The organism is Methylobacterium sp. ap11, assembly GCF_900110515.1.
In the GTDB taxonomy this organism is placed as follows: Bacteria; Pseudomonadota; Alphaproteobacteria; order Rhizobiales; family Beijerinckiaceae; genus Methylobacterium; species Methylobacterium ajmalii.
Genome location: NZ_FOEB01000004.1, coordinates 29,718 through 55,458 on the forward strand (window position 1 = coordinate 29,718; position 25,741 = coordinate 55,458).

The window sequence follows — 25,741 nt, forward strand, 5'->3', positions numbered from 1 at the left end:
GTAGACGATTGGATTCCATGGACCGACGACAAGGGCCGCCGCATCGCGCCCGGGAGGACGGCTCGAAGCCCGATCGCGTCGGAACACGCACCGGGCGGCGTTCGGAACCCCGTCACGGTCCACCACCGGCAGGAGGGTCACGGCATGTACGCGCAGCTGGTGAAGACCGACAGCACCCATGTCCGCGGCCGCGACGAGATGTCGGCCGAGGAGCGCGCCTTCCAGGAGCGGATCGACCGAGGCGAGAAGATCGAGCCGAAGGAGTGGATGCCCGAGGGCTACCGCAAGACCCTGATCCGGCAGATCGGCCAGCACGCCCATTCGGAGATCGTCGGGCAGTTGCCGGAGGGCAACTGGATCACCCGGGCGCCGACGCTGGAGCGCAAGGCGATCCTGCTCGCCAAGGTCCAGGACGAGGCCGGCCACGGCCTCTACCTCTACTGCGCCGCCGAGACGCTCGGCGTCAGCCGCGACGAGCTGATGGAACGGCTCCACGCCGGCACGATGAAGTACTCGTCGATCTTCAACTACCCGACCCTGACCTGGGCCGACATGGGCGCGGTGGGCTGGCTGGTCGACGGCGCGGCCATCATGAACCAAGTGCCGCTGCAGCGGACCTCCTACGGGCCCTACAGCCGGGCGATGATCCGGATCTGCAAGGAGGAGAGCTTCCACCAGCGCCAGGGCTACGACCTCATGACGAGGATGGCGCGCGGCACACCGGCCCAAAAGCACATGGCGCAGGATGCCCTCAACCGCTTCTGGTACCCGGCGCTGATGATGTTCGGACCGTCCGACAAGGACTCGGTCCACTCGGCCCAGTCGATGGCCTGGAAGATCAAGATGAACACCAACGACGAGCTGCGCCAGAAGTTCGTCGACCAGACCGTGCCGCAGGCCGAGCATCTCGGCCTGACGGTCCCGGACGAGGGACTGCGCTGGAACGAGGCGAAGGGCGGCTACGACTTCTCCGAACCGGACTGGAGCGAGTTCTACGAGGTCATCGCCGGCAACGGCCCGTGCAACCGCGAGCGGCTGGGCGCCCGGGTGAAGGCCTGGGAGGACGGCGCGTGGTTCCGCGACGGGCTCAAGGCCTATGCGGACAAGCAGGTGCGCCGCTCCTCCATGGCGGTGGCGGCCGAGTAGCCGGGCGCCCGGCACGAGCCGCCCCGCAACACGACATCCCGGAAGGATCGAGCATGTCCAGCGAATGGCCGTTATGGGAGATCTTCATCCGCGGTCAGCACGGCCTGAATCACCGCCATGTCGGCAGCCTGCACGCGCCCGACGCGGCGCTCGCCATCAAGAACGCCCGCGACGTCTACACGCGGCGCAACGAGGGCGTGAGCATCTGGGCGGTGCGGTCGAGCGACATCGTGGCGTCGAGCCCGAGCGACAAGGGCCCGCTGTTCGAGCCGGCCAACAGCAAGGTCTACCGGCACCCGACCTTCTACGACATCCCGGACGAAGTGGGGCATATGTGATGTCGTCCCTGCCCGACGTGATGACCAAGGACGCCGCCGCCCTCGCCGCGGCGGCCGCGGCCGGAACCCAACCCGTCCAGGAGGCGGAGACCGACGCGCCGGCCTGCGCCGCGCTGTTCGAGTTCCTGACCCGGATGGGCGACAACACCCTGGTCCTCGGCCACCGGCTGTCGGAATGGTGCGGCCACGGCCCGGTGCTGGAGGAAGATATCGGCGTCGCCAACATCGCCCTCGACCTGATCGGCCAGACCCAGTTCTGGCTCGGCCTTGCCGGCGAGGTCGAGGGGAGGGGGCGCAACGCCGACGACCTCGCCTTCCTGCGCGACGTCTGGGACTTCCGCAACGTCCTCATGGTCGAGCTGCCGAACGGCGATTTCGGCCAGACGATCATGCGCCAGTTCCTGTTCGACGCCTGGCACGTCGCGATGCTGCGGGCCCTGACCGCGTCGTCGGAGCCGCGCGTCGCCGAGATCGCCGTAAAGGCGATCAAGGAGGCGCATTACCACCTTGAGAAATCGGCCGACCTCGTCGTGCGGCTCGGCGACGGCACCGAGGAGAGCCATCGCCGGATGCAGGCCGCCCTCGACATCCTGTGGCCCTATGCGGGCGAGCTCTTCTCGAGCGGCGCCACGGACGCGACCCTCGCGGATGCCGGCATCGCCCCCGATCCGGCAAGCCTGCGCGCCGCCTTCGACGCCACGGTGTTGCCGGTCCTCGCCGAGGCGACGCTGGCGGTGCCGTCCGGGTCGTTCGCCCAGAAGGGCGGACGCCGGGGCGTCCACACCGAGCATCTCGGGCGCATGCTGGCCGAGATGCAGTTCCTGCAGCGCGCCTATCCCGGCGCGACCTGGTAGGGCGCCATGCAGGCTCACGCCCGGCCAGCGCCCGACGAGATCCGCGGCTGGCTCGCCGCGGTGCCCGACCCCGAGATCCCGGTGATCTCGGTGGTCGATCTCGGCATCGTCCGCGATCTGGCCTGGGACGGCGACACCCTGGTGGTCACGGTGACGCCGACCTATTCGGGCTGCCCCGCGACGACCGCGATCAACGTCGCGATCGAGGTGGCGCTGCACGAGCACGGGATCGCGCATGTACGCATCGAGCGGTCGCTGACGCCCCCGTGGACCAGCGACTGGATCGGCGAGGCCGCCCGGGAGAAGCTGCGGGCCTACGGCATCGCCCCGCCGATCGACGGGACGGCGGCGGACGGCCGGCTGCTCGGGCGGATCGGCCGCCTCGCCGGCGGCGGGAACCTCACGGTCGCCTGCCCGCGCTGCGGCTCGAACCGGACCGAGCGGGTCAGCCAGTTCGGCTCGACGCCCTGCAAGGCGAGCTGGCGCTGCACGGACTGCCTGGAGCCGTTCGACTACTTCAAGTGCATCTAAGCGGATTTCGCCGAAATGGTGACCGGTTCGGTGCCGAAAATCTGCGAAAAAACGAAAATATACGCGGGCGAAGCGTTGGCCTGCCAACGCAAGTCTGCGTGGAGCGGCGCGTTCGCGCGCCGTCCCCGACCTCGATTCGACGGCACGATCCGCGACGACACGGTCTCGACATCGGCGGACACTTCTCCAACCTGGGACGACCGGCGGTCATGGCACGCTTCTATCCCCTCGACGTCGCGGAGGTCCGGCGCGAAACCCGGGACGCGGTGGTCCTCACCCTCCGGCCCCGCGACGGCGATGCCGATGCCTTCGCGTTCACGCAAGGCCAGTACCTGACCTTCCGGCGCGCCTTCGACGGCGTCGAGCTGCGCCGCTCGTACTCGATCTGCGCCGGCCGGGACGAGGGGGCGCTCAAGGTCGGCATCAAGCGCGTCGAGGGCGGCGCGTTCTCGACCTGGGCCAACCAGAAGCTGAGGCCCGGCGACGTGCTCGAAGCGATGCCGCCGATGGGGACGTTCCACGCGCCGATCGAGCCGGAGGTCGCCAAGCACTATCTGGGATTTGCCGGCGGCAGCGGCATCACGCCCGTCCTGTCGATCTTGAAGACGGTGCTCGCCCGCGAGCCGCGCTCGCGCTTCACGCTGGTCTACGCCAACCGCCAGATCTCCTCGATCATGTTCCGCGAGGAGCTGGACGACCTCAAGAGCGCCCATCTCGGCCGGCTCTCGGTCGTCCACGTGCTCGAGAGCGAGACGCAGGAGATCGACCTCTTCACCGGGCGCATCGACGCCGACAAATGCGCCGCCCTGTTCCGCCTGTGGATTGATGTCGGGTCGGTCGACACCGCCTTCATCTGCGGGCCGGAGCCGATGATGCTGGCGATCGCCGCGTCCCTGCGCGAGCACGGCCTCTCGGATGCGCAGATCAAGTTCGAGCTCTTCGCCTCGGGCCAGCCGGGCCGGGCCAAGGCGCGGGAGGCCGGGACGGCGGCATCGGCCGCGGAGTCCCAATGCGAGGCGACCGTGACCCTCGACGGCGCGACGCGCACGTTCCGGATGCCCAAGCAGGGCGAGAGCCTCCTCGACGCGGCTCTGGCCAACAACCTGGACGCGCCCTACGCCTGCAAGGCCGGCGTCTGCTCGACCTGCCGCGCCAAGGTGCTGGAGGGCGAGGCCGAGATGATCACGAACCACGCGCTGGAGGATTACGAGGTGCGTCAGGGCTACGTCCTGACCTGCCAGTGCTACCCGACGACGGACAGGCTAGTCGTCAGCTACGACCAGTAATTCTCCATCATAACCTGCAAAATTAGGCAGTTATAAGGAGAATGCGGTGCCGGAGACGATCGGTATGGAAGACTATCTGATGCCGGACGGTGCTCAGACCAGGTGCGTCCGGCCGATCGAGCAACAATCCGTGGGAGAGTGTCGTTGAGCTTTTCGAGTGTCTTCGCACGTAGCGTGTCGTTGATCGGTGGTGGCGCGTCCACGCTGCGGCGGTTTCGCGATGGCAGCTACGAACCCGCCTGGGGCAGTGCACCCACCATTCCGACCGCAAAGCCGCAGGGCCGGATCATGACGCTGAAGATGCCCTCGGCACGCGGGTGGTCGCCGGGGCAGTTGCCGGTCGCCGCTCCAGGTCTGAAGGTCAATGCCTTCGCCACCGGGCTGGATCACCCGCGCTGGCTCCACGTGCTGCCGAACGGGGATGTGCTGGTCGCCGAATCGTCTAGCGAGCCGCGCAAGGTCATGCGCCACCTGTTCGACCACGCCATGACCGCGACCATGAAGCGCGCTCGCGCCGCGGGGGTGAGTGCAAACCGCATCACGCTGCTGCGCGACACGGATGGCGACGGCGTGGCGGAGACGTGCGAGCCGTTCCTGACGGACCTCAGCCAGCCGTTCGGCATGGCCCACGTGGAGGACAGGTTCTACGTCGGCAACACCGACGGTATCGTCGTGTTTGACTATACCGAAGGGACGACCGGGATCGCCGGGCCCGGCCGCAAGCTGGTCGATTTCAAGCCGGGCGGCCATTGGACCCGCAGCCTCTTGGCCAGCGCGGACGGGACGAAGCTGTATGCCGGCGTCGGCTCGCTGAGCAACATCGGCGACGATGGAATGGAGGTCGAAGAGGGCCGCGCGGCCGTCTACGAACTCGATCTCGCCAGCGGCACGAGCCGCATCTTCGCCTCGGGACTGCGCAATCCGGTCGGCCTCGCCTGGGAACCGGGCACGAACGTGCTGTGGACGGTGGTCAACGAGCGCGACGGCTTGGGCGACGAGACGCCGCCGGATTATCTCACGTCCGTGCAGGATGGTGGGTTCTATGGCTGGCCGTACTCGTACTGGGGGCAGACCGTGGATGACCGCGTGCCGCAGGACGCCGCCGCCGTCGCTCGTGCGATCACTCCGGACTACGCGCTGGGCGGCCATACCGCATCGCTGGGTCTCTGCTGGGTGCCCGCAGGGACGCTGCCCGGCTTCCCGGATGGCATCGCGATCGGGCAGCACGGCTCCTGGAACCGCAGCACGTTGAGCGGCTACAAGCTGGTCTTCGTGCCGTTCGAGAACGGACGCCCTTCCGGCCCGGCTCGCGACATCCTGTCCGGCTTCCTCGCGCCGGACGAGAGCGTCTCCTACGGCAGGCCGGTCGGCGTCGCGCTCGGCCCCGACAAGTCGCTGCTGATGGCCGACGACGTCGGCGACGTGATCTGGCGCGTGACCGGGGCCTGATACCGGCCTTGAGGCCGCCTGGTCGCGTGGCGTCGGGCTGGCAAGCGGCTCAACGCTCCGTAACGGCGGCTACGCCGCCGTTACGTAAAGGAAGGCGGGTATGGCACCAGGAGCGGTGGATCCGCCTCACGCCGGCGCGACCCGATTCCTTCCCGTCGCTCGGAGTGCCGGCCCCGCATGCTGTCGGATGTCGCAGACGGGATCTGGACGCGTCCTGCGTTGCCGATCGCCGGACCCGGGATGACGGTCACGCCATGATCTTGGAAGACATCGTCCTCCAGTTCGTGAGCTCACGGTGGCCGCGACCGTCTGTCTTCGGTCCTCCGCTTGTAACAGTTGAGCTTGCGTCGGATCGCGCTGCTCAGCCCTGCGTCTGTGCCCCCTGATCGTCACCCCGTACGTCGTTGCTGCCGACACGCGCGGCGGCGCGCCTTATCCGGTCTCGAACCAGTCTCCGGCCGGGGGACCGTATCCTCAGTCGAGCGTCGCTCCCGATTGCTTCACCACGGAGCCCCACTTGGCGATCTCGTCGGCGATGTAGGCGCCGAACGCCTCTGTCGAGAGCGGTCGGGTGGTGGCCCCGAGGGCTTCGAACTTCGCGACGATTCCCGGCTCCTGCAGCGCCCGGACGATCTCGGCGTTGAGGCGCTGGACCGTGTCGGCGGGGGTTCCCCGGGGCGCCACCAGCCCGTTCCAGGCAATGGCGACGTAGTCGGGCAGGGCGGCCTCGCGGATCGTCGGGATGTCCTTGGCCCGCGGCAGCCGCTCCGCCGAGGTGATGCCGAGCGCCCGCACGCGTCCGCCCTCCACGTGCGAGAGTACGGACTGGGTGGTGTCGAACATCAGATCGACCCGCCCCGCGATGACGTCGGTGATCGCGGGCGCGCTGCCCCGATAGGGGATGTGCGTGAGTTTGATTCCTGCCATGGCGGCGAAGAGTTCGGCGGCGAGATGCGTCGACTGGCCGACGCCCGATGAGGCGTAGTTGAGGGCGCCGGGCTTCTCCTTCGCCGCCGCGATGAGGGCGCGCACGTCGCGCCACGGCGCCGCCTCCGGCACCACCAGGACGAGCGGGTTCTCCGTGAGGAGTGCGACGGGGGCGAAGCTCTTGAGCGTGTCGTAGTTGAGCTTGCGGAACAACGTCATGTTGATGGCGTGCGCCGTCGTGGCGACGCCGAGCGTGTAGCCGTCCGGCGCCGCGCGGGCGACGACATCCATGCCGAGGTTGCCGCCGGCCCCCGACCGGTTGTCGATCACGAGAGGCTGACCGAGGGCCACGGACAGCCGTTCGCCGACGATCCGCGCGGTGATGTCCGTCGAGCCGCCGGGCGGATAGGGCACCACGACGCCGATGGGCCGCGCCGGCCAGGCGGCGGCGCGGGCGGGCCGCGGCGCCAGCGCGAGGGCGCCGGCTCCGGCGAGGCAGGCGACGAGGTCTCGGCGTCGGATCATGGCGTGTCGTCCTCCTCGTCGCTCTCGAACACGACCGCATCGAGGGCCGCGCAATCGTCCGGGGCATGGCCGACCACGACGGGGTTCACGTCGAGGCTCAGGATGCGGGGGTCTTGCGTCATCAGCTGGCCGACCGCGACCGCGGCGGTGAGGTAGCGGTCGAGGGCGAGCGGCGGCTCGCCCCGCGTGCCGGCGACCAGCGGCGCGATGCGCAGGCGCCCGATCGCCCGACGCACGTCGTCCTCGTCGAAGGGCGGCAGCAGCAGGGCGACGTCGGGCATCGCCTCGACGTATTGGCCGCCGTCACCCACCACCACGACCGGTCCGAAGAACGGGTCGCGGTGGGCGCCCAGCATCAATTCGCGCCGCCCGCGCCGCATCGCGGCGACGATCACCCCCGCGAAGGCGCCCCCGTGCCGCGCGAGCCCCGTCCGGCACGCCTCGAAGGCCGCCGCCACGGAAGCGGCGTCGCTCAAGCCCAGATGGACGAGGCCGAGCTCGCTCTTGTGCGCCACGTCCGGCGAGCAGCCCTTCACGGCGACGGGCCCGCCGAGGGCCGCGGCGGCCGCGACCGCCTCCCCGGGCGTGCGGCAGAGTTGATGCGGAACGACCGGGATGCCGGCGGCCGCGAGGCGCGCGAGGCTCCGCGCCTCGTCGAGGAGGCGGGGGGCGCGCGGGGAGGCGGGCGCGACCGCCGCGACCCGCGGGCGGGCGGCGGCCGCTTGCATCAACTCGTGGTGGAGGATGAACTGGTGCAGCGCCCGCACGGCGGCGGCCTCGCCGGGGAAGACCGGCAGGCCGCGCTCGCGGAACGGACGTGCGACGAGTTCCTGCGGCGCGACAATCACCACCGGCTTGCCGGTCTCGGCCGCGAAGGCCGCGGTGTCGCGGCCGAAGGCATCGACGTCGTAGGCCCGGCCCGCCACCGGAACGCCGATGAGGAAGGCATCCGCCGAGGGGTCGCGGGCGATCACCGGCAGGATCTGGCTGAACAGGGCGCTGTTCGTCATGAGCGCCGCCGTGATGTCGACGGGATTCCGCACCGAGGCGAAGCTCGGCAGGATCGTGCGCAGCTCCCCTTGCGTGTCCTCCGTCAGGGGCGCGAGGGCGAGGCCGGCCGCGGAGGCGGCATCCGCCGCCATGACGCAGGTCGCGCCCGAATTGCTGATGGCCACCATGCGGCGGCCCTCCGGGCGCCACCCCTTGAGGTAGAGCTCCGCCGCCTCGACGAGGTCGGCGGTGTCGCGCGCGCGCCAGATCCCGTGCTGCTCGAGGAAGGCGTCCACCACCCGGTCCTCGTTGGCGAGCGCGCCGGTATGGGAGAGCGCGGCGGCCTGCCCCGCCGCGGTACGGCCGGATTTCAGCGCGACGATCGGCAACCCGTGCGAGCGCGCGACTTCCGCGGCTTGCGCGAGGTGGTGCGGATCCGGGATGCTCTCCAGGTAGAGGAGGAGAAGCTTCAGCGCCCGGTCCTCGGCCACGGCGGCGGCGAGCTCGCAGACGGTGACGTCGGCGTCGTTGCCGGTGGCATGGGTGTGGCGCACCCCGATGCCGCGCCCGCGCAGCAGCCCGTACGGCACGACGCTCATCGCGCCGCTCTGGCTGACGATGCCGACCGGGCCGTCCAGCGGCGGGACCTCCAGGAACATGCTGGAGAAGCTCGCCACCGCCCCGGTGCCGAAATTCGCCAGCCCTTGCGAGTTGGGGCCGATCACCCGCATGCCGCGGGCCCGGGCGCGCGCCACCATGGCGCGCTCTGCCGCCTTGCCCTCCGGAGATTCCGTCTCGCCGAAGCCGGACGCCATCATGATGGCGACCTTGACGCCCATGGCGCCACACTCGTCGAGAGCCGCGACCGCCGCCTCGCCCGGGACGGCCACGATGGCGAGGTCCGGCGCCCGGGCGAGGTCGGAGAGGCGCGGCACCGTGCGCAGACCCTGCACCTCCTCCCGCCGCGGGTTGACCGGGATGACCTCACCGCGAAAGCCGAATTGCGAGAGGTAGAGGAGCGGCCGCCCGCCGATCTTGTCCGGGTTCTCCGAGGCGCCGATCACCGCGATGCTGCGCGGGTCGAGGACCGTTGCGAGATTCGACATCACTCACGCTCCTGCGGCAGGCAATAAGGGACGCGCACAGCCCCGAAGGCCCGGAAGGCGGTGTTCACGGGCGCGCCGATCGCCAGCCCCTCGGCCGCGTGGGCCATGAAGCGGAAGCCCTCCTCGGCGTCGACCAGCGCGACGACGTAGGGCGCGTGGGCGGCGAGTTCCCGCGATGGCGCCCGCGCCACGGTGGTCAGCGCGTAGACCCGGCCGCGGCCGGAGGCCTGCGCCACCGCGAGGTCACCGCCGCCGCAGGACGGGCAGAACGGGCGGCGAAAATACTGGATGTGCCCGCAGGCGCGGCAGCGCGCGAAGGCGAGGCCCTCGCCGCCCCGCGTCCAGTCCGCGGGCTCGCGGCTCGTGGGGTCCGGGCTCATCGGGCATTCTCCAGCACGAGGCTGACATGGGAGGACAGGACGCCGCCATCGCCATGCAGCAGCGCCAGGGCCGGCGGCGGGATCTGGCGAGGACCCGCCTCGCCGCGCATCTGACGCACGGTCTCGGCGAGGTGCGCCATGGCCCCCCCGACCCCGCAATGGCCGTAGCTCAGGAGGCCGCCATGGGTGTTGAGCGGCATGGCGCCGGCAGGATCGAAATGCCCCTCGGCGGCGAGCCGCCCGGCCCCGCCCCGCGGCGCGAGGCCGATCTCCTCCAGGAGGATCGCCAGGGTGATCGTGAAGCTGTCGTAGATCGCCGCGTAGCCGATGTCGGGCAGACCGACGCCCGCCGCGGCGAGCGCGCGGGCCGCGCAGTCCCCCGCCCCGAAGGCGGTGAGCGAGGGCGCGGCGCTGACGTGCTGATGGGTGTGGGCCTGGGCCGCCCCGCGGATGCGGGGTCCGCGCCGCCCCGCCTCGTCCCGGGCGATCACGAAGGCCGCACCGCCATCCGAGACCGGGCAGCAATCGAGCAGGCGCAGGGGTGAGGCGATGGGCTTCGAGGCCCGGACCTCCGCGGCGGTGATCGGATCGCGCAGGTGGGCGCCCGGCGTTCGGGCGGCATTGGCACGCATCAAGACCGCGAGCGTCGCGAGGTCCTGCTCGCCGTATTCGTGGGCGTAGCGGGCGGCGACGAGGCCGTAATAGGCGGGAATCGTCGGGCCGAGCGGCACCTCGTAGATGGGATGGCCGACCTGGGCGAGGGTCTGGATTGCGGCGTCGCGGGACTGGCCCGTGAGCCGGTTCTCTCCCGCCACCACCAGGATCCGCCGCGCCGCCCCGGCCTCGACCAGGAGGTGGGCGAGCATCACCAGCGCGAAGCCGGTGGCGCCGCCGAGCTGCACCGCGTGCGCGTAAGTCGGGCGTAAGCCGAAATGCTCGGCGAAGACGGTCGAGAGCATCAGGTGCGGGTGGGTGGTCGAGTAGCCGGTGATCAGCCCGTCGATGTCGCCCCGCTCAAGCTCCGCGTCCGTCAGCGCGTCGGCGGCCGCGAGGCTCATCAGGTCGAGCGTGGACCGCCCCTCGTGGCGCCCGAACGGCGTCAGCCCGACACCCGTGACGAGGCTCACCGGGAGACCGCCGGCACGGGCAGGGGCGTGCAGGTCCATCGAGCGGAACGAAGCATCGGGCGTCCTCCGGGTGGGCAGCTCGAAAATTCCGGGCGGCCTCTGTTGGGAAGATGGTTGCCTTCCCAGTTAGACCCTGTCAACACTGTTACGTCCGCAGGAACGATCTCGATCGCGGCGGGCGAGGGAGGAGCGAAGGCGACCGCATGAGTTCCGCTCGACGGAACTTACCCCGAAGGGGCGGCGCATTCGCGACACGCACGGAGAGGCACCGTGGACCGTCGGCTGTGCTTAGGGCTGTGCTTGGGCCTGCTTGCGTCGTTGGCCGTCCCCGGGACGGCTTTTACCGCCTATCCGGAGCGGATCCTCCGGATCGTGGTCCCGTTCCCGCCCGGCGGGACGACCGACATCCTGGCGCGCCTGGTCGCCGACCGGCTCGACAAGCGCTTCGGCCAGCACGCCATCGTGGACAACCGGCCGGGCGCCTCGGGCAACATCGGCACCAAGGCCGTCGCGGGCAGCGCGCCGGACGGCTACACGCTGGTGATGGCGACCATCAACACCCACGGCATCAACGCCGCGGTGTTCCGCAGCCTGCCCTACGATCCGGTGCGCGACTTCGCACCGATCACCGTCGTCGCCTCCACGCCGAACGTGCTGCTGGCCAATTCCTCGCTCGGAGTCGCCGACGTCGCGGGGCTGATCCGGCTCGCCCGCGCCACGCCCGGGGGCCTGGCCTTCGGCTCGACCTCGACGGGCGGCTCGCCGCACATGTCGGGCGAACTCCTCAAGGTGATGGCCGGGATCCCGCTCACCCATATCCCCTACCGGGGCGGCGGCCCGATGCTGAACGATCTCATCGCCGGCCACATCAAGCTCGGGTTCGACAACCTGCCCTCGGCGATCGGGCACGTGCGGGCCGGAACGCTGCGGGCGCTCGCCGTGACGACGGCGACCCGCTTCCCCGGACTCCCGGACGTGCCGACCATGGCGGAGGCCGGGGTGCCCGGCTACGAAGTCTCGGCCTGGTTCGGGCTGCTCGCGCCCGCCGGGACCCCGAGATCGGTCGTCGACCTGCTGCAATCGCGCATCGCCGCCGTGCTGGCGGAGCCGGACACCACGGCCCGCCTGCTCGAGCTCGGCGCGACGCCGGGCGGCATGACCCCCGACGCCTTCGGGCAGCTGGTGCGCAGCGAGGTTGCCCGGTGGCCGGAGATCGTCGCCAAGACCGGCGTCGCCGTCGAATAGTTTTTTTGAATCATCAGCCAAGTCGAAATTCCGGCGTCGCCGGCAAAACAAGAATTGCGGCGTCACCGTCGCGGACGGGGAGGATCGGGATGGCGGGATTGCGGATCGGATCGGGCTCGGCCTGGTGGGGCGACCGGCTGGAGCCGGCGCGCCTCAACGCCGAGCGGGGCGACCTCGACTATCTCTGCTTCGAGACCATGGCGGAGGCGACGATCTCGGCCGCGCAGGTGCGCAAGCGCCGCGATCCGGACTTTCCCGGCTACGACACCTACCTCGACGACCGGATGCAGCGGGTGCTGCCCGGCTGCCTGCGGCGGGGCACCCGGATCATCAGCAACCAGGGCTGGATCAACCCGGAGGGCGCGGCGAGGCGGATCGTCCATTGGCTGCGCGAATGCGGGGCGCCGAAGGGCACGAAGGTCGCGGCGATCTCCGGCAGCCTGATCACCGACCGGGTCCTCGACCTCACCGACACGCTGATGGAGGACGGACGGCCGAGCGCCTCGCTCGCCGGCTCGATCGTCTCGGCGGAGGCCTATATGGGCGCCGAGCCGATCGTCGCGGCCCTGCGGGAGGGAGCCCAGATCGTCGTCACCGGACGGGTCGCCGACCCGTCGATCTTCATGGCGCCGATGATGCACGAATTCGGCTGGGATCCCCTCGACCACGACCGCCTGGGGCCCGGCAACGGCATCGGCCACGTGCTCGAATGCGGCGCGCAGGCGACCGGCGGCTACTTCTGCGATCCCGGTTTCAAGGACGTGCCGGACCCCTGGGACCTCGCCTTCCCGATCGCCGAGGTCGAGAGCGACGGCTCGGCGGTGATCACCAAGGTCGCCGGGACGGGCGGGGCGGTCACCACGAGGACCCTGAAGGAGCAGCTGTTCTACGAGGTGCACGACCCGGCGAACTACATCACGCCGGACGTGGTGGTGGACTTCACCACGACCGAGCTCGAGGAGGTCGGCCACGACCGCGTGCGGGTGTCGCGCATCTCCGGTAAGCCGCGCACGCCGACCCTCAAGGTGTCGATCGCCTGCCAGGAGGGCTTCGTCGGCGAGGACATGTTCTTCTACGCCGGGCCGGGCGCCCTGCGCCGGGCGGAACTCGCCAAGCGCATCCTGGAGGAGCGCTTCCGGATCGTCGGCCTTCAGGCCGAGGAGATCCGCATCGACTTCGTCGGCCTCAACGCCATCCACGGCGGCAGTGCGGCGCGGACCGGCCCGGAGCCCTACGAGATCGCCGTGCGGGTCGCCGCCCGCACCCGGACCCGCGAGGAAGCGCTCAAGGTCGGCCGCGAGGTCGACGGCATGGCGGTGTCGGGCGTCGGTATGACCGGCAAGCGCGTGCCGCACCAGGACCGCACCCGCGAGGTGATCGGGGTGTGGTCGTCGCTCGTCCCGCGCGAGGCGCTGTCCCCCGTCATCACGTTCTACGAGAGCTGAGAGCCCATGCGCCTGCCCCTGCAGCACGTGGCCCATGTCCGCTCCGGCGACAAGGGCAACACCTCGAACATCACGGTCATCGCCTACGAGCCGGACCTCTACCCCTACCTCAAGGAGCAGCTCACCGCCGAGCGCTTCAAGGCGTTCTACGCCGGCATGGTGACGGGCCAGGTCACCCGCTACGCGGTCGACCGGCTGGGCGTGCTCAACTTCGTCGCCGAGGGAGCGCTCGGCGGCGGCGTGTCCCGCTCCCTCTGCCTCGACAATTACGGAAAGGCCCTCTCCGCCGCGATCCTCGGCTTCGAGATGGAGGTGCCGGACAAGGCCGCGAACCTCCTGCGCAACTACCACCCGGAGGTGGCATGATGGCCGCGATCCCATCGCTCACCGAACTCGCCCGGGGCCTGCGCTTCCCCGAGGGCCCGATCGCGATGCCGGACGGCTCGGTGCTCCTCGTCGAGATCGCCCGCGGCACGCTCACCCGGGTGGCGAGGGATGGCACCGTGACCCATCCGGCGCGGCCCGGGGGCGGCCCGAACGGGGCGGCGATCGGCCCGGACGGGCGCTGCTACATCTGCAACAACGGCGGCTTCCGCTGGACGCCGGAGGGCGACCCGAGCGGGCTGCGGCCGATCGGGCAGGCCGAAGACTACTCGGGCGGCCGGATCGAGGCGGTGGACCTCGCCACCGGCGCCGTCGAGGTGCTGTACCGGGAGTGCGACGGACGCCGGCTCAACGGGCCGAACGACCTCGTCTTCGACGGGCTGGGCGGCTTCTACTTCACCGACCTCGGCAAGGTGCGCGCGCGCGACCAGGACCGCGGCGCGGTCTACTACGCGCGCGCCGACGGCAGCGCGATCCGCGAGGTGGTCTTCCCGATCTTCACGCCGAACGGTGTCGGCCTGTCGCCGGACGGCGCCACCCTGTACGTGGCCGAGACCGAGACCGCCCGTCTCTGGGCCTTCGACCTCGTCGGCCCGGGCGAGATCCGGCGGCACCCGTTTCCCTCGCCCCATGGCGGGCGCCTTCTGGTCGGGCTGCCCGGCTATCACCGCTTCGATTCGCTCGCGGTCGACGCGGCCGGCAACATCTGCGTCGCCACCCTGGTGGAAGGCGGCATCACCGTGGTGTCGCCGGACGGGACCTCCGTGCGCCGCGTGCCGATGCCGGAGCGATGGGTCACCAACATCTGCTTCGGCGGCCCGGAGCTGCGGACCGCCTACGTCACCCTGTCGTCGACCGGGCGCCTCGTCTCCCTGCCCTGGGACGGGCCGGGCCTGCCCCTCCACCACCTGAACCCGCGGGGCTGAGCATGCACGCCTCCGCGTCCCTCGCCCGCCGTTACGGCGCGGGCGGCCTGATGCTCCTCCTGGGCCTCGCGGTGGTGCTGGAGGCCCGCACCCTCGGCCTCGGCACCCTGGCGCGGGTCGGCCCCGGCCTCTTCCCGATGCTCCTCGGCTGCGCCCTCGGTGCGGTCGGGCTGCTCATCGCCGCGACACCGGAGGCGGCGGAGCACGAGGCCGGGGAGGGGGGACGGCCGGACTGGCGCGGCTGGTTCTGCATCGTGCTCGGGATCGTGCTGTTCATGGTGCTCGGCGAGCATCTCGGCCTCGGGCCCGCGACCTTCGCCTGCGTCTTCGTCTCCGCGCTCGGCGACCGCAGCGGCAGCGTGCGCGCCGCCCTGGTCCTGGCGCTCGCGATGACCGTGGTGGCGGGGCTGGTCTTCACCCTGGCGTTGAAGTTCCAGATGCCGTTCTGGCGGGGATAGGGTCATGGACAGCACCGTCGCCAACCTGATCCACGGCTTCTCGATCGCGCTGCAGCCGCACAACTTCCTGTTCAGCCTGGTCGGCGTGCTGATCGGCAACCTCATCGGCGTACTGCCCGGGATGGGCATCATGGCGACGATCTCGATCCTGCTGCCGCTCACCTTCGGGATGCCGCCGGTCGCCGCGATCCTGATGCTGGCGGGGATCTATTACGGGGCGCAGTATGGCGGGGCGATCTGCTCGATCCTGCTCAACCTGCCCTGCCACCCCTCGCACGCGGTGACCTGCCTCGACGGCTATCCGATGACGCGCCAGGGCCGCGGCGGCGTGGCTTTGGGCATCACGATGCTGGCCTCGTTCTTCGGCGCCGCCTTCGGCATCGTGCAGATGATCCTGTTCGCGCCGCTCCTCGTGCGCATCGCCTTCCAGTTCGGCCCGGCCGAGATCAGCACCCTGATGCTGCTCGGGCTCCTCGCCGGGGCGACGCTGGCCCGGGGCTCGGCGCTCAAGGGCGTGGCGATGACGCTCGTCGGGCTGATCCTCGGCTGCGTCGGCAGCGACCTCGACACCGGGACGAGCCGGTTCACCTTCGGGGCGATGTCGCTCTACAACGGGATCGACCTCGTGGCGGTGGCGCTCGGGTTCTTCGGCATCGCCGAGTTCCTGAAGAGCATCAATCGGCTCACCGTCGGCGATCTGTCGGGCGTGAGGGTCCGGATGCGCGACATGCGTCCGAGCCGGGCCGACCTGCGCGAGGCCGCGCTGCCGATCCTGCGCGGGACCCTGGTCGGCAGCCTGTGCTCGCTGATCCCCGGAACGGGTCCGACCATCGCCTCCTTCATCGCCTACGCGGCCGAGAAGCGGGTGAGCCGCCATCCGGAGCGGTTCGGCCGCGGCGCGATCGGCGGCGTCGCGAGCCCGGAGGCCTCGACGCATTCCTCCGTCCAGGGCGATTTCGTGCCGACCATGAGCCTCGGCATCCCGGGCGACGCCGTGATGGCGCTGATCCTCGGCGCGCTGATCATCCAGGGCATCACCCCGGGCCCGCAGCTCATGACCGAGCATCCTGACGTGTTCTGGGGCCTCATCGCGAGCTTCTGGATCGGCAACATCCTCCTCGTCCTCCTCAACGTGCCGCTGATCGGGATCTGGGTGCGGTTGCTGCAGATCCCGTTCCGGTTCCTGTATCCGTGCGCCCTGTTCTTCATCTGCGTCGGCGTCTACAGCACGAACAACGAGATGTTCGGCGTCTTGCAGACGCTGGTGATCGGGATCGTCGGCTACGGGCTGATGCGGCTCGGCTTCCATCCGGCCCCGGTGCTGCTCGGCTTCGTGCTCGGCCCGCGGCTGGAGGAGAACTTCCGCCGCGCCCTGCTGCTCTCGCGGGGCGATCCGTGGACCTTCGTCGGCAGCCCGATCAGCGCGACCTTCGTGGCGCTGGGGCTGCTGCTCGTGGGCATGCAGGTGGTCCTCGCCTGGCGCGGCCGGCGGCGCTCCCGGGTGGATGCGGTGCTGGCCGGGGACGAGCGGGGCCGCCGGATGGCGCCGGCCGAGGCGCCCGCGGTGACCGGGTCGCTCGAGGTGTGAGGGGACGGGGAAACCGGCGCCACTCCTTTCCCGGGCAGCCCTGCGGCACCCGGAGAGGGAACGCAATGCAGCCGCCGTCTCCGGAAGTGGAGCGTCGTGTCGCGGCCGATCGTCGAGACAACGAGCCGGTCCGATCCGGCAGGGGAGGTGTGGGATGCGATCATCAGTATGGATCTGCGGGCTTGCCGCGTGCCTCGGCGTGCTCTCGTCGGGACCCGGCCGAGCCGCCGAGCCGATCCGCATCGGATGGCTCTCCTCGCTCACCGGCCCGCTCTCCTCGGCGGCCATCGCCGAGAACCAGGGCGTGCAGTTCGCCATCAAGGAGATCAACGCGGCCGGCGGCATCGACGGCCGCCCCCTCGAACTCCTCACCCGCGACACCGCGGGCGAGCCCACCAAGGCGGTGAACCTCGCCCAGCAGCTCCTGTTCAGCGACAAGGTGCAGTTCGTCATCGGGCCGGTGAATTCCGGCGAATCCCTCGCCACGGTGCCGATCGTCGCCCGGGCCGGCATCCCCAACATCGTCATCGGGACGATCGACGAACTCACCGATCCGAAGAAGTACCCGCTGGCGTTCCGGGCGATCAACACCAACCGGCAGTGGATCGAGGGCGGCAACGCCTACGCCCTCGACGTGCTCAAGCGCCGGAAGGTGGCGGTGATCGGCGACACCTCGGGCTACGGCACGTCCAGCGCCAAGACCGCGGCCGCGCTCCTGGAGCAGGCGGGGGTGAAGCCGGTCTACTCGGTGCTGGTCGATCCCAACAAGACCGATCTCACCGACGAGATGACCAAGGCGCGGGCGGCGGGGGCCGACGTGGTGATGCCCTGGACCGCCGCGACCGGCCTGATGGCCCGGATCCTCAACACCCGCGGCGACATGGGCTGGGACGTGCCGGTGGTGGGCCATCCCGCGATCATGGCGCTTCCGATCAAGGCCCTGCTCAACAAGCCGGATTACTGGCAGAACGCCTTCGCGGCCGGCTACCAGAGCACGACCTACGTCGACGGCAAGCTGCCGCCGCGGACCCAGGCCCTGATCGACAAGATCAAGCCGGCGCTCGGCGGCACCATCGACTTCACCTTCTGGTGGGTCGCCCTCGGCTACGACACCGTGAAGATCATCGAGCACGCCGTGAGGCAGGCCGGATCGACCGACCCGCAGAAGATCAAGGCGGTGCTCGAATCGACCCGGGACCTTCCCGGCGTCTACGCCAGCTACAGCTGGAGCCCGCAGGACCACAACGGCTTCCCGGACAAGAACATCGTCGCCGACATCGCCGCCTCGTTCCGGGACGGCTGCTACGAGGCGGCGCCCCGGTGATCGCGAGACAGAGGAGCCACCCATGCTGGCCGTGATCGTCTCGGGCCTCGCCATCGGCGCCGTCTACGCGGCGACGGCGCTCGCCTACAACGTGATGTACTCGACCTCGCGCGTGCTGAGCGTCACGACGGGGCACCTCTGCATGCTGGGCGGGGTGGTCGGCGCCTGGCTCATCGCCGGCCTCGGGCTGCCCGGGGTGCTCGGTCTCGCAGGCGCCGTGCTGGCCGGCGCGGCGGCCGGCGCCGTCACCGAGATCGTCGGCGTGCGCCGGGTTCTGGCGCGCTCCGACGAGCATCTCTGGCTCCTCTCCACCCTGGCGCTCGCCACCATGCTGCAACAGGCGGTCGGGCTGTGGTGGGGCACCGAACCGCGTCCCTTCCCGCGGGTGATCCCACAGGATTTTTCCGCCGGGCTCCTCGACCAGAAGTACTGGCTGCCGGTGGTCGCGGTCCTCGCCATGACGGCCGGGCTCGAAGCCTTCACGCGCCTGACCCTGTGGGGCAAGCTGTTCCAGGCCACCTCGGAGGACGCGTTCGCGGCGCGTGCCCGCGGCATCCCGACCGACCGGGTGCGCCTGACCTCCTACCTGCTGGCCGGTGGGCTCGGCGGGCTCGCGGGCTTCGCGGCCGGCCAGCTCACCTTCGCGTATTTCGCGCTCGGCCTGTCGCTGACCCTCAACGGCTTCATCGCGCTGGCGGTCGGCGGGCTCGGCAGCAACCTCGGGGCGCTGGTCGGTGGGGCCGGGCTCGGGCTGCTCTCGGCCTTCGCGACCTACTGGTTCGGCGGCGAGTACCAGCAGACGATCGCGGTCGGGCTGCTGATGCTGGTCCTGCTGCTGCGGCCCGAGGGGCTTCTCGGGAACAAGCGGGTGAGGCCTGTCTGATGTCCCACCCCAGCCTCCGCGTCGGCCTGACGCTCCTCGCCGTCCTCGCGCTCGCCTCCGTGCCGGCCTGGTCGGGCGACCTCTACCAGGTGCACCTCGCCTCCCTGATCGGCGCCTACTGGGTCCTGGTCGCGGGCCTCAACCTCGTGGTGGGCTTTGCCGGCCAGCTCTCGATCGGGCATGTCGGGCTCCTCGCCGTCGGCGCCTACGGCTTTGCCATCCTCGCCGGCACGATCGGCCTCGATCCCTTCCTGGCGCTGCCGCTCTGCGGCGCGCTCGGGGGCCTCGGCGGCCTCCTCCTCGGGCTGCCGTCCCTGCGGTTGCCGGGCTTCTACTTCGCCATGGTGACGATGGCCTTCGCGCTGATCGTCGGCGAGTTGTCCCTCGCCTGGGGCGGCCTCACCGGCGGCGGCACCGGCCTGTCGGTGCCGGGCTTCCCGGCGCCCTTCGACACGCCGCGGGGCCAGTATGCCCTCATCCTCGCGCTCGGTGCCGTCGTCACCGCCATGACCTGGAGCGTCGCGCGGTCGATGTGGGGGCGCGCCCTGATCGCGGTGCGCGACAGCGAGGTCGCGGCCGCCACGGTCGGCGTCAACCTGTTCCGGGCCAAGCTCACGGTGTTCGTGTTCTCGGGGATCACCGCCGGGGTCGCAGGCGCGCTGTTTGCCGCGCTCCAGACCTACATCACGCCGGACACGTTCGTGTTCGACATCGGCCTGTTCTTCTTCGTCTGCATCATCATCGGCGGGCGCGGCAGCATCCTAGGACCGTTGATCGGCACCGCCATGCTGACCGCCCTGCCCGAGATGGTGGCGCCGCTCGCCCGGCTCGGCAACTTCTTCTACGGCCTCGCCCTCCTGGTCGTGGTGCTGCTGGTGCCCGACGGCATCGGCCGCCTCGTCGCCACCCTCGCGAGCCGCCTGCGGCCCGAGCCCCATGGCAGCCACGAGGTCCGGCCCGATCTCGCCCGCCTGCGCCGGGCGCTCGGCGCGTCGCCCCGCGAGCCGGACGCGATCGCGCCGGCGCCGCTGGCCCGGGAGGCCCTGCCATGAGCGCGCACGCCACCGACGCCCTCGTCGCGCGGGCGATCACCAAGCGCTTCGGCGGCGTCACCGCCCTCGATCGCGTCACCCTCGACCTGCGCCCGGGGGAGATCCACGGGCTGATCGGCCCCAACGGCTCGGGCAAGACCACGCTCCTCAACCTCCTGTCCGGCTATTACCGCCCGGACGGCGGGGACGTGCAGCTCGACGGCGACTCGCTCGCTCGGCGCTCGGTGCAGAACCGGCCGCGGCTCGGCATCGCCCGCACCTTCCAGAAGCCGCGGCTGCTTCCCTCCCTCAGCGTGCTCGACAACGCGATGCTGGGCGCCTGGCGCGAGGTGCGCTCGGGCTTCCTCGCGGCGGCGCTCGCCTGGCCGGCGGCGCGGCGCGAGGAGCGCGCGATCCGCGCCCACGCCGCGGACCTCGTCCACGGCATCGGGCTCGGCCACGCGATCGGCCGGCGCGCGAGCCTTTTGGAGCACGCCGAGCAGCGTTTCCTCGAGATCGCCCGGGCGCTGGCGTTGCGCCCGCGCTTCCTCCTCCTCGACGAGCCGGCCGGCGGCCTCACCGGCGCCGAGATCGGCCATCTCGCCGCCATCCTCGGGGCGATCCGGGAGAGCGGCGTCGGCATCCTCCTCGTCGAGCATCACACCGACTTCGTGTTCCGCGTCTGCGACCGCGTCACCGCCCTGGACCGCGGCCGCCTGATCAAGCACGGTCGCCCCGACGAGGTCCGCGGCGACGCCGAGGTGGTCCGCGTCTATCTGGGAGCCTGACGATGTCCCGTACCGGTGCAGTCCTCCTGGAGGTCGAGGATCTCCACGTCGCCTACGGCAAGGCGCACGTCGTGCACGGGGTGAGCCTCGCCGTGCACGAGGGCGAGTTCGTGGTCGTGCTCGGGCGCAACGGCGCGGGCAAGAGCACGATCCTGCACGCCCTCTCGGGCCTGATCCCCAAGCAGCGCGGCCGCGTGCGCTTCGCGGGCGCCGACATCACCCGGGCGAGCCCGGGCGACATCGTGCGGGCCGGCCTGGTCCAGGTGCTCGAAGGCCACCGGGTCTTCACCACGCTCAGCGTCGAGGACAACCTGCGCGTCGGGACCTATGCGGGGCGCAACGGCGCCTCGCGGGAGACCCTGGAGCGCATCTACGCCGACTTCCCCGAACTGGCCGAGCGCCGCCACCAGCAGGCGTCGCGCCTGAGCGGCGGCCAGCAGCAGATCCTGGCGGTCGCTCAGGGCCTGATCGCCGGTCCGCGCCTCCTGATCCTCGACGAGCCCTCCGGGGGGCTCGCCCCGATCGTGGTCGACCGCATCCTCGACGTGGCGGCCCGCCTCGCCCGCGCCGGAACGGCCATCCTCCTCGTGGAGCAACTCGTCGAGAAAGCCCTGCGCCACGCCGGCCACGGCTATCTCCTCGATGCCGGGGCCATCGCCGGGGAGGGGAGCGCCGAGGCGCTGCAGGACAGCGCCCTCCTGCGCCGGATCTATCTCGGCGGGACCGAGGCGGCGTGAGCGGTCGCATGCCCGACGAGCCCCCGGGCAAGCCCTCCGCGCCCGGCGAGCCCAATGCCGTGCAGAAGGTCTGCGCGGTGATGCGCGCGCTCGCCGCCGCGACGCCGCGGCGGCTCACCGAGATCACGGCCGAGACCGGGCTCAACAAGGTCACGGCCCTGCGGATCCTCGACACGCTCGCCCAGGAGGGCTTCGCCGCCCGGGCGTCCGACGGGCGGCGCTGGCGCCCCGGCCCCGAACTGACCGCGCTCGCGGCGAGCCGCGGACGGCCCGACGACCTGCGGACCCTTGCCCGGCCGAGCCTGATGCGCCTGGCCGAGATGTCGGGCGACACCGTTCTGCTCTCGGTGCGCAGCGGCGTCGAGGCGGTCTGCATCGACCGCGAGGTCGGCTCCTACCCGATCCGGGCCAACTACCTCGACATCGGCAGCCGCCGCCCCCTCGGGGTGGGTGCAGGATCGATGGCGCTCCTCGCCTGGCTGCCCGACCGCGAGATCGACGCGATCCTCGGCATCGTCGCCCAGCGGCTCGGGCCTTATCCGCGGCTCGGGTTGCCCGAGATCCGGGACGCCGTCCAGGCCTCGCGGGCGCGCGGCTACGTCGTGCTGCTGGACCGGGTGGTCGACACGATGGGGGCCATCGGCGTGCAGGTTCGGGACGCCTCCGGCCGGCCGGTGGCCGCGCTCAGCATCGCGGCGTTGTCCACCCGCGTAAAGTCGCGGGAGGTGGCGCTGGCCGACGCGCTGCGACGCGAGGCCGACCTCATGGAGCGCGAGCGCGTCGACGGATCCGGCATCGGCCGGTAGAGGTGCCCCCGACCGGTCCACGCCGTTCTCATGATCGCCCGCCGTCTCGTACGTGGCGTGGCTGCCGCTCTCCGGAGATGTCGTCGCCTGTCTCGCGTCGGCCGACGATGACGTCCGTGATCGGAGATCGCACGCGATCAAGGATCGGCTCACCTCGAAGGAGGGCTCCAGACATCCCCGAAGTCACTGGATCCCTCTTTCGAGGCTCGCTGCGTTCGCACCTCAGGATAAGGTGGATAGCAGGATAGAAAAATCCCCTCGCGACTGTGACCGCGAAGGCTTGCGCTACGGTTGCCGGGTGGTCGGTTCGGCTTGTGTTTTGGCTTGGCCGGTTCGGGAAGCCCCTGGACGCTTGCGCGCGACCTGATGACGTCGGGCCGGTCGCTCAGGGTCGCGCACGGGTGCTCGATCACGCGTTCCGGTGCGGCCAGGCAAGCCGATCCAATCAGACGGATATCGGATCACACCTCCGCGCGCAGCGGCCGGCTGAGCAGGCCGCCGATGGCGTCGTCGAGCTGCAGCGTGCCGGCGACCAGACCGGCCACCGCCTCGGCCACCGGCATCTCGACCTCGCGGCGCCGGGCGAGCGCCACCAGCCCGGAGGCGGTCAGCGCGCCCTCGGCGAGCTTGCCGCCGGCGGCCTCCTCGAGGCTCGCGCCGCGCCCGAGGCGCTCGCCGAAGGCGAAGTTGCGCGACTGCGCCGAGGCCGCCGAGAGCACGAGGTCGCCGAGGCCCGACAGACCCATCAGGGTCTCGGGCCGGGCGCCCCAGGCGCGGGCAAAGCGCATCAGTTCGGCGAAGCTGCGGGCGACGAGGGCGGCGCGGGCGCTCTCGCCGAGGCCGCGCCCGATCGCCGCCCCGCAGGCGATGGCGAGCACGTTCTTGGCCGCCCCACCGATCTCGACGCCGCGCGGATCGTTGCCGTGATAGACCCGGAAGGTCGGGCCCGACAGGGCGGCGGCGAGCGCGGCCGCGAGCGGCCCGTCCCGGCTCGCGAGCGTCACGGCGGTGGGCAGCCCGCGGGCGACGTCCGCCGCGAAGCTCGGACCCGAGAGGACCGCGAGGCTGGCCCCGGGCGCGGCCTGCGCCGCCACGTCGGTCATGAAGGCGTCGGTGCCGCGCTCGATGCCCTTGGCGCACAGGATCAGGGCGGCGCCGGGTGCGAGATGCGGGCGCAAGGCCGTCAGCACCCCGCGCAGGGTCTGGGCCGGCGTCACCACCAGCACCGCCTCGGCCTCGGCGAGCGTCGTCGGGTCGGCCGTGGGGACGACGCCCGGATGGAGCGGCACCCCGGGCAGGTGGCGGGCATTCTCGCGCGTGCCGGCCATGGCGGCGGCGGCCCCCGCGTCGCGCATCCAGAGCGTCACCCGCCGCGGCGCGGAGGCTGCCGCCGCATTGGCGAGCGCCGTGCCCCAGGCGCCGCCGCCCAGGACCGCGACCGGCCCGATGGTGTTCATGCTGCGTCTCCGGCGAGAAAATCCGCCGCCGCCAGCCGGTAGAGGCGGTGGGGCCGCAGCGGGTGGCCCTCGGGCAGGGCCGGGTGGTCGAACCCGCCGACCGCCGCCATGCCGAGGCGCTCCATCACCCGCCAGGACGGCGCGTTGAGGTCGGCGGTATAGGCGACGATCTCCGGCAGGGCGCAGCGGGCGAAGGCGTCGGCGAGGGCGAGCCGCGCGCCGCGGATCGCGAAGCCCCGGCCCCAGGCCGGACGGGCGAGGCGCCAGCCGATCTCGACGAGGCCGGTCTCGCGGCCGAGGAGCGCGCCGAGCGGCAGCGGCCGGGCCGGGCGCCAGCAGCCGACGAAGCCGACGAAGCCCTCCGGCGCCTCGACCGCCCAGGGACCGAATCCGTCCTCGTCGAAGCGCCGCGCGAGCGCCCGCGCCTCGGTCTGGCTCTCCCGCGCGGTCTTCGCCGCGGGGAAGAACCGCATCACCGCGGGGTCGGCGCAGAGCGCCGCGAAGGGCGCGTCGTCGGCAAGCCGCCAGCGCCGCAGCGCGAACCCGTCGCCGGGCAGGCTGGCGGGGGGCTTGGGCACCGGGCGCTTGCGCCGCCACAGCAGCGAGCGGTGGTTGAGCACCGCGAGGTCCTGCCGGCCCTCCAGCACCGCCTCGCCGAGCGCCAGGGCGACATCGAGGCGCTCGGGCGGCATGTTGGCCCAGGCGGGCGGCGCCACGCTCTCGCGCCAGGGCCCGCCGCAGGCGTTGTCGAGCAGGATGCGGGCGAAGCAATGGTTGCGCGAGACCGGCCAGTCCGGTCGGCCGCTCGCCGCCTCGGGCAGGCGCTCGTCGACCAGGGCCCGCCAGCGGCGCCTCTGCACCTCGGCGTCGGCGGGGTTCATCCGGCCGCGGGGGATGGGGCGTCGGACCGGGCCTGCGCGAAGGGCCAGCGCGGGCGGGCCGGCGCCGTGATGTCGTCGGTGAGGCCGAGGCGCAGGCGCTCGATCCCCGCCCAGGCGATCATCGCGCCGTTGTCGCCGCACAGCGGCAGGGGCGGGGCGACGAGGGGCAGGCCGGCCTCGCCCGCCTGGTGGGTGAGGGCCCGGCGCAGGGCCCCGTTCGCCGCGACGCCGCCGGCGGCGACGAGCGCGGTCGGATGCCCGGCGACACTGCCGAAATCGCGCAAAGCGACCCGCACCCGGTCGACCACCACGTCGACCACCGCCGCCTGGAAGCCGGCGCAGAGATCGGCGACGTCCTGGTTGGTGAGCGGCGCGATCCGCTCGGCCTCGATCCGCAGGGCGGTCTTGAGGCCCGAGAGGGAAAAGTTCGGCTCGCGCCGGCCGAGCATCGGGCGCGGCAGGGCGAAGCGCTCGGGGTCGCCGCTCTCGGCGGCGCGCTCGACCTCGGGGCCGCCCGGATAGCCGAGGCCCAGGAGCTTGGCCACCTTGTCGAAGGCCTCGCCGATCGCGTCGTCGATGGTACCGCCCAGCCGCACGTAGTCGCCGACGCCCTTCACGGCGACGAGCTGGGTGTGGCCGCCGGAGGCGAGCAGGAGAAGGTAGGGGAAGGCGAGGTTGTCGGTCAGCCGGGCCGTCAGCGCGTGCGCCTCGAGATGGTTGACCGCGACGAGGGGCTTCCTCGCGACCAGCGCCAGGGTCTTGCCGGTGACGAGGCCGACGAGCACGCCGCCGATCAGCCCCGGCCCCGCCGCCACCGCGATCCCGTCGAGGTCGGCGAGGCGCAGGGAAGCGGTGTCGAGGGCCCGGGCGACCAGGCGGTCGAGCACCTCGACATGGGCGCGGGCGGCGATCTCCGGCACCACCCCGCCATAGGCGGCGTGCTCGGCGATCTGGCTCAGCACCTCGTTGGAGCGGATGACGGCGCGTCCATCCTCCTCCACCGCCACGATCGCGGCCGCGGTCTCGTCGCAGGTGGTCTCGATCCCGAGGACGTTCATGGCGTGGGGGTGGTCTCGCGAGGGGGCTGGCACGCCGCGCGGCGGCCGGTATGGTGCCACCAGATAACCCG

Annotated in this window: 25 protein-coding genes; 18 read left to right on the forward strand and 7 right to left on the reverse strand. The window is 71.6% G+C overall.

The features are described from left to right. Positions 1-144 precede the first annotated feature (144 nt). The 6 genes from paaA (at position 145) to BMX97_RS06785 (ending at position 5,604) form a co-directional block, all read left to right on the forward strand. Positions 145-1,146, forward strand: coding sequence for a 1,2-phenylacetyl-CoA epoxidase subunit PaaA (gene paaA / locus BMX97_RS06760; protein ID WP_091747135.1), 1,002 nt, complete (start codon positions 145-147; stop codon positions 1,144-1,146). 53 nt (positions 1,147-1,199) lie between these two features. After that, on the forward strand, positions 1,200-1,484 hold the full coding sequence (gene paaB / locus BMX97_RS06765) for a 1,2-phenylacetyl-CoA epoxidase subunit PaaB (RefSeq protein ID WP_060845437.1): 285 nt from the start codon (positions 1,200-1,202) through the stop codon (positions 1,482-1,484). Further along, entirely contained in the window at positions 1,484-2,338 is an 855-nt protein-coding gene (gene paaC / locus BMX97_RS06770) for a 1,2-phenylacetyl-CoA epoxidase subunit PaaC (RefSeq protein ID WP_091747138.1), read from the forward strand. The genes paaB and paaC overlap by 1 nt, the downstream gene beginning before the upstream one ends. 6 nt (positions 2,339-2,344) lie before the next feature. Next, positions 2,345-2,869 (forward strand): 1,2-phenylacetyl-CoA epoxidase subunit PaaD, encoded by a 525-nt coding sequence (gene paaD / locus BMX97_RS06775; protein WP_091747141.1) that lies wholly within the window; start codon positions 2,345-2,347, stop codon positions 2,867-2,869. A gap of 209 nt (positions 2,870-3,078) precedes the next feature. Next, positions 3,079-4,155, forward strand: a complete 1,077-nt coding sequence (paaE, locus tag BMX97_RS06780) for a 1,2-phenylacetyl-CoA epoxidase subunit PaaE (RefSeq protein ID WP_091747143.1) — start codon at positions 3,079-3,081, stop codon at positions 4,153-4,155. 144 nt (positions 4,156-4,299) lie between these two features. Then, positions 4,300-5,604, forward strand: a complete 1,305-nt coding sequence (locus BMX97_RS06785) for a PQQ-dependent sugar dehydrogenase (protein WP_091747146.1) — start codon at positions 4,300-4,302, stop codon at positions 5,602-5,604. Positions 5,605-6,078: 474 nt separating this feature from the next. On the opposite strand, the gene BMX97_RS06790 is transcribed toward BMX97_RS06785, so the two are convergent. From BMX97_RS06790 to BMX97_RS06805, 4 genes are read right to left on the reverse strand one after another with little or no spacing between them, the layout of a single operon-like run. Further along, positions 6,079-7,056, reverse strand: a complete 978-nt coding sequence (locus BMX97_RS06790; protein ID WP_091747148.1) for a tripartite tricarboxylate transporter substrate binding protein — start codon at positions 7,054-7,056, stop codon at positions 6,079-6,081. After that, the gene (locus BMX97_RS06795) at positions 7,053-9,152 is read right to left on the reverse strand and encodes an acetate--CoA ligase family protein (RefSeq protein WP_091747150.1); all 2,100 of its coding nucleotides are present in this window, start codon (positions 9,150-9,152) and stop codon (positions 7,053-7,055) included. Before BMX97_RS06795 ends, BMX97_RS06790 begins: the two co-directional genes overlap by 4 nt. Continuing rightward, positions 9,152-9,532 (reverse strand): Zn-ribbon domain-containing OB-fold protein, encoded by a 381-nt coding sequence (locus BMX97_RS06800; RefSeq protein WP_091747153.1) that lies wholly within the window; start codon positions 9,530-9,532, stop codon positions 9,152-9,154. Before BMX97_RS06800 ends, BMX97_RS06795 begins: the two co-directional genes overlap by 1 nt. Continuing rightward, positions 9,529-10,659 carry a thiolase family protein gene (locus BMX97_RS06805; protein WP_091747929.1) on the reverse strand — a complete coding sequence of 377 codons (1,131 nt, stop codon included), beginning with the start codon at positions 10,657-10,659 and terminating at the stop codon, positions 9,529-9,531. The genes BMX97_RS06800 and BMX97_RS06805 overlap by 4 nt, the downstream gene beginning before the upstream one ends. A 372-nt stretch (positions 10,660-11,031) precedes the next feature. Here BMX97_RS06805 and BMX97_RS06810 point away from each other — a divergent pair, with 372 nt between their 5' ends. The 12 genes from BMX97_RS06810 (at position 11,032) to BMX97_RS06865 (ending at position 22,274) form a co-directional block, all read left to right on the forward strand. After that, positions 11,032-11,904, forward strand: a complete 873-nt coding sequence (locus tag BMX97_RS06810) for a tripartite tricarboxylate transporter substrate binding protein (protein WP_177202139.1) — start codon at positions 11,032-11,034, stop codon at positions 11,902-11,904. Positions 11,905-11,993: 89 nt separating this feature from the next. Next, entirely contained in the window at positions 11,994-13,349 is a 1,356-nt protein-coding gene (locus BMX97_RS06815; RefSeq protein ID WP_091747159.1) for an acyclic terpene utilization AtuA family protein, read from the forward strand. A 6-nt stretch (positions 13,350-13,355) separates the two neighbouring features. After that, positions 13,356-13,715, forward strand: a complete 360-nt coding sequence (locus tag BMX97_RS06820; protein WP_091747162.1) for an AtuA-related protein — start codon at positions 13,356-13,358, stop codon at positions 13,713-13,715. Next, positions 13,712-14,659, forward strand: coding sequence for an SMP-30/gluconolactonase/LRE family protein (locus BMX97_RS06825; RefSeq protein ID WP_091747165.1), 948 nt, complete (start codon positions 13,712-13,714; stop codon positions 14,657-14,659). Before BMX97_RS06820 ends, BMX97_RS06825 begins: the two co-directional genes overlap by 4 nt. A gap of 2 nt (positions 14,660-14,661) precedes the next feature. Beyond that, positions 14,662-15,117 (forward strand): tripartite tricarboxylate transporter TctB family protein, encoded by a 456-nt coding sequence (locus BMX97_RS06830; protein WP_091747168.1) that lies wholly within the window; start codon positions 14,662-14,664, stop codon positions 15,115-15,117. A 4-nt stretch (positions 15,118-15,121) separates the two neighbouring features. Then, positions 15,122-16,705, forward strand: a complete 1,584-nt coding sequence (locus tag BMX97_RS06835) for a tripartite tricarboxylate transporter permease (protein ID WP_091747171.1) — start codon at positions 15,122-15,124, stop codon at positions 16,703-16,705. 154 nt (positions 16,706-16,859) lie between these two features. Further along, on the forward strand, positions 16,860-18,029 hold the full coding sequence (locus BMX97_RS06840) for an ABC transporter substrate-binding protein (protein WP_091747174.1): 1,170 nt from the start codon (positions 16,860-16,862) through the stop codon (positions 18,027-18,029). Positions 18,030-18,051: 22 nt separating this feature from the next. Next, complete coding sequence (locus tag BMX97_RS06845) at positions 18,052-18,912, forward strand: branched-chain amino acid ABC transporter permease (protein WP_091747177.1); 861 nt, start codon at positions 18,052-18,054, stop codon at positions 18,910-18,912. Next, positions 18,912-19,964 carry a branched-chain amino acid ABC transporter permease gene (locus BMX97_RS06850; protein ID WP_091747180.1) on the forward strand — a complete coding sequence of 351 codons (1,053 nt, stop codon included), beginning with the start codon at positions 18,912-18,914 and terminating at the stop codon, positions 19,962-19,964. Before BMX97_RS06845 ends, BMX97_RS06850 begins: the two co-directional genes overlap by 1 nt. Continuing rightward, complete coding sequence (locus BMX97_RS06855; protein WP_091747183.1) at positions 19,961-20,731, forward strand: ABC transporter ATP-binding protein; 771 nt, start codon at positions 19,961-19,963, stop codon at positions 20,729-20,731. Before BMX97_RS06850 ends, BMX97_RS06855 begins: the two co-directional genes overlap by 4 nt. A gap of 2 nt (positions 20,732-20,733) precedes the next feature. Continuing rightward, positions 20,734-21,468 (forward strand): ABC transporter ATP-binding protein, encoded by a 735-nt coding sequence (locus BMX97_RS06860; protein WP_091747186.1) that lies wholly within the window; start codon positions 20,734-20,736, stop codon positions 21,466-21,468. A gap of 8 nt (positions 21,469-21,476) precedes the next feature. Then, entirely contained in the window at positions 21,477-22,274 is a 798-nt protein-coding gene (locus tag BMX97_RS06865) for an IclR family transcriptional regulator (RefSeq protein WP_091747189.1), read from the forward strand. A 461-nt stretch (positions 22,275-22,735) separates the two neighbouring features. Here BMX97_RS06865 and BMX97_RS06870 read toward each other — a convergent pair whose 3' ends face one another. From BMX97_RS06870 to tsaD, 3 genes are read right to left on the reverse strand one after another with little or no spacing between them, the layout of a single operon-like run. Further along, the gene (locus BMX97_RS06870; RefSeq protein WP_091747193.1) at positions 22,736-23,731 is read right to left on the reverse strand and encodes an NAD(P)H-dependent glycerol-3-phosphate dehydrogenase; all 996 of its coding nucleotides are present in this window, start codon (positions 23,729-23,731) and stop codon (positions 22,736-22,738) included. Further along, the gene (locus BMX97_RS06875; RefSeq protein ID WP_091747196.1) at positions 23,728-24,612 is read right to left on the reverse strand and encodes a GNAT family N-acetyltransferase; all 885 of its coding nucleotides are present in this window, start codon (positions 24,610-24,612) and stop codon (positions 23,728-23,730) included. Before BMX97_RS06875 ends, BMX97_RS06870 begins: the two co-directional genes overlap by 4 nt. Beyond that, positions 24,609-25,670 (reverse strand): tRNA (adenosine(37)-N6)-threonylcarbamoyltransferase complex transferase subunit TsaD, encoded by a 1,062-nt coding sequence (gene tsaD, locus BMX97_RS06880; RefSeq protein ID WP_091747199.1) that lies wholly within the window; start codon positions 25,668-25,670, stop codon positions 24,609-24,611. The genes BMX97_RS06875 and tsaD overlap by 4 nt, the downstream gene beginning before the upstream one ends. Positions 25,671-25,741: the final 71 nt, after the last annotated feature.

What these genes read in the sequence shown, in the direction of transcription:
- paaA (WP_091747135.1), top strand. Translation starts at nt 145, where the DNA reads ATGTACGCGCAGCTGGTGAAGACCGACAGCACCCATGTCCGCGGCCGC.
- paaB (WP_060845437.1), top strand. Translation starts at nt 1,200, where the DNA reads ATGTCCAGCGAATGGCCGTTATGGGAGATCTTCATCCGCGGTCAGCAC.
- paaC (WP_091747138.1), top strand. Translation starts at nt 1,484, where the DNA reads ATGTCGTCCCTGCCCGACGTGATGACCAAGGACGCCGCCGCCCTCGCC.
- paaD (WP_091747141.1), top strand. Translation starts at nt 2,345, where the DNA reads ATGCAGGCTCACGCCCGGCCAGCGCCCGACGAGATCCGCGGCTGGCTC.
- paaE (WP_091747143.1), top strand. Translation starts at nt 3,079, where the DNA reads ATGGCACGCTTCTATCCCCTCGACGTCGCGGAGGTCCGGCGCGAAACC.
- BMX97_RS06790 (WP_091747148.1), bottom strand. Translation starts at nt 7,056, where the DNA reads ATGATCCGACGCCGAGACCTCGTCGCCTGCCTCGCCGGAGCCGGCGCC.
- BMX97_RS06795 (WP_091747150.1), bottom strand. Translation starts at nt 9,152, where the DNA reads ATGTCGAATCTCGCAACGGTCCTCGACCCGCGCAGCATCGCGGTGATC.
- BMX97_RS06800 (WP_091747153.1), bottom strand. Translation starts at nt 9,532, where the DNA reads ATGAGCCCGGACCCCACGAGCCGCGAGCCCGCGGACTGGACGCGGGGC.
- BMX97_RS06815 (WP_091747159.1), top strand. Translation starts at nt 11,994, where the DNA reads ATGGCGGGATTGCGGATCGGATCGGGCTCGGCCTGGTGGGGCGACCGG.
- BMX97_RS06820 (WP_091747162.1), top strand. Translation starts at nt 13,356, where the DNA reads ATGCGCCTGCCCCTGCAGCACGTGGCCCATGTCCGCTCCGGCGACAAG.
- BMX97_RS06825 (WP_091747165.1), top strand. Translation starts at nt 13,712, where the DNA reads ATGATGGCCGCGATCCCATCGCTCACCGAACTCGCCCGGGGCCTGCGC.
- BMX97_RS06830 (WP_091747168.1), top strand. Translation starts at nt 14,662, where the DNA reads ATGCACGCCTCCGCGTCCCTCGCCCGCCGTTACGGCGCGGGCGGCCTG.
- BMX97_RS06835 (WP_091747171.1), top strand. Translation starts at nt 15,122, where the DNA reads ATGGACAGCACCGTCGCCAACCTGATCCACGGCTTCTCGATCGCGCTG.
- BMX97_RS06840 (WP_091747174.1), top strand. Translation starts at nt 16,860, where the DNA reads ATGCGATCATCAGTATGGATCTGCGGGCTTGCCGCGTGCCTCGGCGTG.
- BMX97_RS06845 (WP_091747177.1), top strand. Translation starts at nt 18,052, where the DNA reads ATGCTGGCCGTGATCGTCTCGGGCCTCGCCATCGGCGCCGTCTACGCG.
- BMX97_RS06850 (WP_091747180.1), top strand. Translation starts at nt 18,912, where the DNA reads ATGTCCCACCCCAGCCTCCGCGTCGGCCTGACGCTCCTCGCCGTCCTC.
- BMX97_RS06855 (WP_091747183.1), top strand. Translation starts at nt 19,961, where the DNA reads ATGAGCGCGCACGCCACCGACGCCCTCGTCGCGCGGGCGATCACCAAG.
- BMX97_RS06860 (WP_091747186.1), top strand. Translation starts at nt 20,734, where the DNA reads ATGTCCCGTACCGGTGCAGTCCTCCTGGAGGTCGAGGATCTCCACGTC.
- BMX97_RS06865 (WP_091747189.1), top strand. Translation starts at nt 21,477, where the DNA reads ATGCCCGACGAGCCCCCGGGCAAGCCCTCCGCGCCCGGCGAGCCCAAT.
- BMX97_RS06870 (WP_091747193.1), bottom strand. Translation starts at nt 23,731, where the DNA reads ATGAACACCATCGGGCCGGTCGCGGTCCTGGGCGGCGGCGCCTGGGGC.
- BMX97_RS06875 (WP_091747196.1), bottom strand. Translation starts at nt 24,612, where the DNA reads ATGAACCCCGCCGACGCCGAGGTGCAGAGGCGCCGCTGGCGGGCCCTG.
- tsaD (WP_091747199.1), bottom strand. Translation starts at nt 25,670, where the DNA reads ATGAACGTCCTCGGGATCGAGACCACCTGCGACGAGACCGCGGCCGCG.